Origin of the sequence: Thermomonas beijingensis, from assembly GCF_020034655.1 — a bacterium.
Lineage (GTDB): Bacteria > Pseudomonadota > Gammaproteobacteria > Xanthomonadales > Xanthomonadaceae > Thermomonas > Thermomonas beijingensis.
The window spans coordinates 1-846 of the sequence record NZ_JAIQDJ010000044.1 but is presented as its reverse complement, the minus strand read 5'-3'; the positions used below and the strand labels follow the sequence as shown (position 1 = coordinate 846).

Genomic DNA, 846 nt, shown 5'->3' with positions numbered 1-846 from the left:
CGCGCCGACCACGTGGTGCTGGCCTTGGGCCACAGCGCGCGCGACACCTTCGCCATGCTGCACGCCCGCGGCGTGTATCTGGAGGCCAAGCCGTTCTCGCTGGGTTTCCGCATCGAGCATCCGCAGACAGTGATCGACCGCGCGCGGTTCGGCCCGCAGGCCGGCCATCCGCTGCTGGGCGCGGCCGACTACAAGCTGGTCCACCACGCCAGCAACGGCCGATCGGTGTACAGCTTCTGCATGTGCCCCGGCGGCACCGTGGTGGCCGCCACCAGCGAACCCGGCCGGGTGGTCACCAACGGCATGAGCCAGTATTCGCGCAACGAGCGCAATGCCAACGCCGGCATCGTGGTGGGGATCACGCCCGAGGATTTCGCGCCCTACGGCGACGGCCCGCTGGCCGGCATCGCGCTGCAGCGATACTGGGAGTCGCAGGCGTTCGCCCTCGGCGGTGGCGACTATGAGGCGCCGGGGCAACTGGTCGGCGATTTCATCGCCAACCGTCCCTCGCAGGCGTTCGGCCAAGTGCAGCCCTCGTACAAGCCCGGCGTGCGGCTGGGGTCGCTGGACGCAGCGCTGCCGCGCTACGCGATCGAGGCGATCCGCGAGGCGCTGCCGGCGTTCGACCGCCAGATCCGCGGCTTCGCCATGCACGACGCGGTGCTGACCGGCGTGGAGACCCGCACGTCCTCGCCGCTGCGGATCACCCGCGGCGAGGATGGCCACAGCCGCAACACGCGCGGCCTGTTCCCGGCAGGCGAGGGCGCAGGCTACGCCGGCGGCATTTTGTCAGCCGGCGTGGACGGCATCAAAGCCGCTGAGGCGGTGGCGCGGAGTGTGTTGGGC

At 71.2% G+C, this 846-nt stretch carries 1 protein-coding gene; it reads left to right on the top strand.

Translation table 11 applies throughout. The annotated features are described in order from the left end of the window. Window positions 1-846 (top strand): NAD(P)/FAD-dependent oxidoreductase (locus K7B09_RS13080; protein ID WP_343231768.1); only part of this gene is annotated, 846 nt, incomplete at both ends.